Origin of the sequence: Moraxella sp. (assembly GCF_024227015.1) — a bacterium.
In the GTDB taxonomy this organism is placed as follows: Bacteria; Pseudomonadota; Gammaproteobacteria; order Pseudomonadales; family Moraxellaceae; genus Moraxella.
Map to the genome: position 1 here is coordinate 1 of NZ_JAAELD010000194.1, position 4,283 is coordinate 4,283.

Here is a 4,283-nt window from a genome sequence, read left to right on the forward strand (position 1 = left end):
ATTGTACGCCGTTACGCTCTGGTGAGAAATATGCAAATGCGTTGTTTGCACGTTCAGCGTTGAATGAAGCTAGAACGTTGTCACCGCCCACTGGCTTACCAGCTGTTACGTTAGCATAGTCAACATAGTCATCGATAGTAGTTAAACGACCAGCTACTAGCGTACCGTATTGATTGTTAGCAAGGCCTAGATAAGTATCACGGCTTTCCCAGTTACGAGCAGCGTCAGAGTCGATGTCAACACGATATTCTAGTTGGTAAACTAGGTCAGTGTTTTGAGTTAGTGCTTCAGAACCTTTAACGCCGATACGAGAATCGTTAGAGTTTAGCTGAGTACGCGCTACGTAGTCTGAGCTGTTGTCATCACCGTCTTGAACGTCAAGAGTAAGGAATGCTTTACCATATACAGTTGGGGCAGCTTGTGCAGCTGTGATAGATAGAGCAGCGACGGCTGATGCTAAAAGTAGTTTTTTCATGGGTTTCTCCACATTACATTTTTTAGTTTGGGTCGCTAAAGCTGCGCCCAATGCAGTACTTAAATTTAAAAATCTAAATCAAGCCTGCGAGGTTACTTTACGAAATCAAGAATCTGGTTAGTGACTTTTTGAATTGTAACAACTCGGAAAAGACCTTTGCCAAATTCACATTTCATTTATAGAATACCAACTTTGTCATATTTTGCAACACCTTTTACCAAAAAATTTTTAATTTTTTTTGATGTTTTTTAATTTTTTTATATATTTCAAATACTTATATATTTTTTAAGCCCTTAAAATTTTGTGAATAACAAGATATATTATTATTATCAATGGTAAATTAGTTTCATTATCGTGCAATATTGTACTTTTTTTGAGCAATATTCACGCTTTTTTCACCCAAAAAATATGTTAAAATGGTCATCACGCTGTAACATTATTAAGCTAGCTTAAGCCAAAATTTACACAGCGAACACAAATGTTTACACAAATATTCATTGATAGATTGATTAATTTTTTTGAACATTGAGACGATCATGACCGACACACCAATGAACGACATCCCAAACCCAGATGCGACCATCGCCCCTGAAGACGACCTACAGAACATCACCACGCGCGCCAAAGCCACCACCGACATCAGCCACATTCATGAGTTTCTGGGTGCGCGCACATCGGATAAATGGCTGAGCGCTGCCAAGGACAACCTACCCCTACTCATGCAAGACCATGCCAACTGCGAGAAGAAGGCAGCGGGCACGGCTATGAATTTGATCTTTCGTTATGAGTTTCATCGTGAGCTACAGGAGAGATTGGCGCAGCTGGTTCGTGAAGAGATGCTACACTATGAGCAAGTGCTGACATTAATGAAAGAGCGCGGCATCGAATGGTCGTATCTATCGGCAGGTCGCTACGCCAAAGGTCTACTCAAGCATAAGCGCACCTGGGAGCCTGCTGCGATGGTTGATGTACTTATTATCGGCGCGTTCATCGAGGCGCGTTCGTGTGAGCGGTTCTCGGCGCTGGCGGATGTGATTGACGATGAGAAACTGGCGCGTTATTATAAGTATCTACTAAAGTCAGAAAGTCGCCACTACGAAGACTATCTGCGCCTAGCGCAGTCCATCACGAATGAGAACATCGATGAGCGTGTCGCATTTTTCCGTGAGGTCGAGGCGGAGCTGATCGATTCGCCCGATGGCGAGCTACGCTTCCATAGTGGCGTGCCTGACTTTATATAGTATGTATAACGGATTGGCTTCATGCGCAATCACACCAACCGCCAGAGGATAAATACCATGAGACAGCCTATCTATACCGCAGAAGACGTGCGCCTGTGGGAACAGCGATGGTTCGAGCAGGGCAATTCATCCTTTGGGCTGATGTGTCAAGCCGCCCTGCTGATGGCACACCACATCACAGACATCGTTCGTGATACGGACAGCATCTGTATATGGTGTGGCACGGGTAATAATGGCGGCGATGGGCTGATGATTGCCAGATATCTGCATGATTTTGGCTTTGATGTGAAGGTTATTCTACCCAGCCCGCCCACCACGTCAGACGCCAGACGCGCCCTAGCACAGACGCAAATGACGAGCATTCTTATCAGCGATGATATTAACAACGCCCCGCCTGCCGACATTCAGATAGATGCCATATTCGGCATTGGACTGTCTCGTGCGCTCGATGAAGATTATCAGGCGCTCATTCATCGCTTCAATGACAGCCAAGGGCTAAAAATCTCTGTCGATATACCCAGCGGACTGCATGCCAATACAGGCATCACCTTACCCGTCTGCGTGCGTGCTGATGTGACGCTCTGTCTGATCGGTCTAAAGAGCGGTCTGTACGGATCTGCCAGCAAGGATGTCGTAGGTAGAGTCATCACTGTGCCGCTCATTCCCAATAATGGTAAGATCCACCCCATCGCTCATCTCGTTGATGCTCCACCGACATTACCACCGCGCAAGCACACCGCCCATAAGGGCGACTTCGGTTCTGTAATGGTCATCGGCGGTCATCCGCACATGGGCGGTGCAGCCATCATGTCAGCAGAATCAGCGATGGCAACAGGCGCAGGACGTACCACCGTCTTGACGCACACCAATCACCATCCAGCGATCCTATCACGCTCGCCCAATCTCATGCTTGGCGATATTGATGATGCTGATACACTCAATAACTTGGCTAAGATGCATGCGGTGTGCTTTGGGATGGGATTGGGCCGTGATGAATGGGCAACACAAACCTTCAAGCGTGTTTTTGACCACCTACTTGCCAACATGGCAAATAAAGCCGTCATCTTAGATGCAGACGCGCTATGGCATCTGGCGACTTATCCTCTACAGGGCAAACTACCCCAAAAATGGGTATTAACCCCACACAGTAGTGAAGCTGCCAGATTGCTAGACACCACCACGCAGACCATCGAAGCTGATCGATTCGCCGCCATTCACGCCCTACAGCACACCTTTGGCGGTCAGTGGGTGCTTAAGGGTGCAAACAGCCTAGTGCTAGACCACACAGGCGCACTTGAGATCTGCGCACTGGGCAATGCTGGCATGGCAACGGCCGGCATGGGCGATGTGCTAAGCGGCATGATGGCAGGCATTCTGGCGCAGTTTGACACCAGTCCCATGACAGCTGTCGCCCTGCACGCCCACGCAGGCGACCTACTCGCCAAAGATGGAGCTCGCGGACTCTCCGCCCATCAGATGCCACACACCATTAGACAAGCGGTCAATCTAAAATAAAAAAACCGCTTATCATCAAGCGGTTCTTAGCTATATCAGATTAAACGTATCAGCGCATCAGCGCATCAGCGTGGCAAATCAAACAACAAAAACTCCCCAAATTCATCACTCTGGGCGATGATTTGATTTTCATCAACCATTGCCAAAGCGTCCCCTGCCTGATAGTGCTCGCCATTTATCACCACAGACCCTTTGGCGATTTGTAGCCAGTAGGCTCTGCCTTTATCAAGGCTTATAGCTTGCTCGCTGTCCAACTGATACCGCCACAGTTTCATGTCTTGATACACCACAAACGACCCGCTCTCCCCTGTGGGCGACAGGATTAGCGTACCGCCCATGTACTCATCAAACTTTGCCTGCTCATAGCGTGGGGTTACGCCCATGCGATTAGGTATTATCCAAATTTGGTAGAGGTGTAGCTCGTCCGTGTCGCTCGGGTTGAACTCCGAATGACGCACACCCGTCCCTGCCGACATAAGCTGAAACTCGCCTGCTGGCACGGTCTCGCTGTTACCCATGCTGTCCTTGTGGGCGACCGCCCCTGACAGTACATAGGTCAAAATCTCCATGTCCTTGTGTGGGTGCATGCCAAAGCCCATGCTCGGAGCTATCCAGTCTTCGTTGATGACTCTAAGGGCAGAAAAGCCCATAAAATTGGGGTCATAATAGTCCGCAAACGAAAAGCTATGGCGACTTGTTAGCCAGCCATGCTCGGCAAAACCACGTTCGTGCGACAGTCTAGGGATAATCATAAAAATACCTGATGTTTTTAAAATTCACCCCATTATAAATCTTTAAAAATAGCAAATAAATAGCGGTTTGGTTGATGTATCTTTTCTTAATAGGAAAAATAAAACACGCTTGCCAATGTCGCCTAAATTGATTATGATTACCCCACACTTTTTAGGAGATTATCATGAACATCAAGCCCCTTATTGTTGCCCTATCTCTTTTACCCTTATCCGCCTTGGCGTGTGAAAAACCACAGGTAACAGGGTATGATGATGTTGGTTGCCTGCGGAACGGTTTGGCAAAGGTAGAACAAAATGAGA

Annotated in this window: 4 protein-coding genes; 2 read left to right on the top strand and 2 right to left on the bottom strand. The window is 47.5% G+C overall.

The features are described from left to right. Positions 1 to 475, bottom strand: a 475-nt coding sequence (locus tag GY683_RS04380; RefSeq protein WP_297287587.1) for a porin, incomplete at its 3' end; no start/stop codon positions are given. A gap of 536 nt (positions 476 to 1,011) precedes the next feature. Between GY683_RS04380 and GY683_RS04385 the strand changes: the two genes are divergently transcribed. Together GY683_RS04385 and GY683_RS04390 are read left to right on the top strand one after the other, a co-directional pair. Continuing rightward, positions 1,012 to 1,716 carry a tRNA-(ms[2]io[6]A)-hydroxylase gene (locus tag GY683_RS04385; protein ID WP_297287588.1) on the top strand — a complete coding sequence of 235 codons (705 nt, stop codon included), beginning with the start codon at positions 1,012 to 1,014 and terminating at the stop codon, positions 1,714 to 1,716. A gap of 57 nt (positions 1,717 to 1,773) precedes the next feature. Continuing rightward, positions 1,774 to 3,231, top strand: coding sequence for an NAD(P)H-hydrate dehydratase (locus tag GY683_RS04390; protein ID WP_297287589.1), 1,458 nt, complete (start codon positions 1,774 to 1,776; stop codon positions 3,229 to 3,231). A 65-nt stretch (positions 3,232 to 3,296) separates the two neighbouring features. Here GY683_RS04390 and GY683_RS04395 read toward each other — a convergent pair whose 3' ends face one another. After that, on the bottom strand, positions 3,297 to 3,983 hold the full coding sequence (locus GY683_RS04395; RefSeq protein WP_297287590.1) for a pirin family protein: 687 nt from the start codon (positions 3,981 to 3,983) through the stop codon (positions 3,297 to 3,299). Positions 3,984 to 4,283: the final 300 nt, after the last annotated feature.

Bases quoted from the DNA above. Each gene is read 5' to 3' on its own strand.
- GY683_RS04390 (WP_297287589.1), top strand. From the start codon at position 1,774: ATGAGACAGCCTATCTATACCGCAGAAGACGTGCGCCTGTGGGAACAG.
- GY683_RS04385 (WP_297287588.1), top strand. From the start codon at position 1,012: ATGACCGACACACCAATGAACGACATCCCAAACCCAGATGCGACCATC.
- GY683_RS04395 (WP_297287590.1), bottom strand. From the start codon at position 3,983: ATGATTATCCCTAGACTGTCGCACGAACGTGGTTTTGCCGAGCATGGC.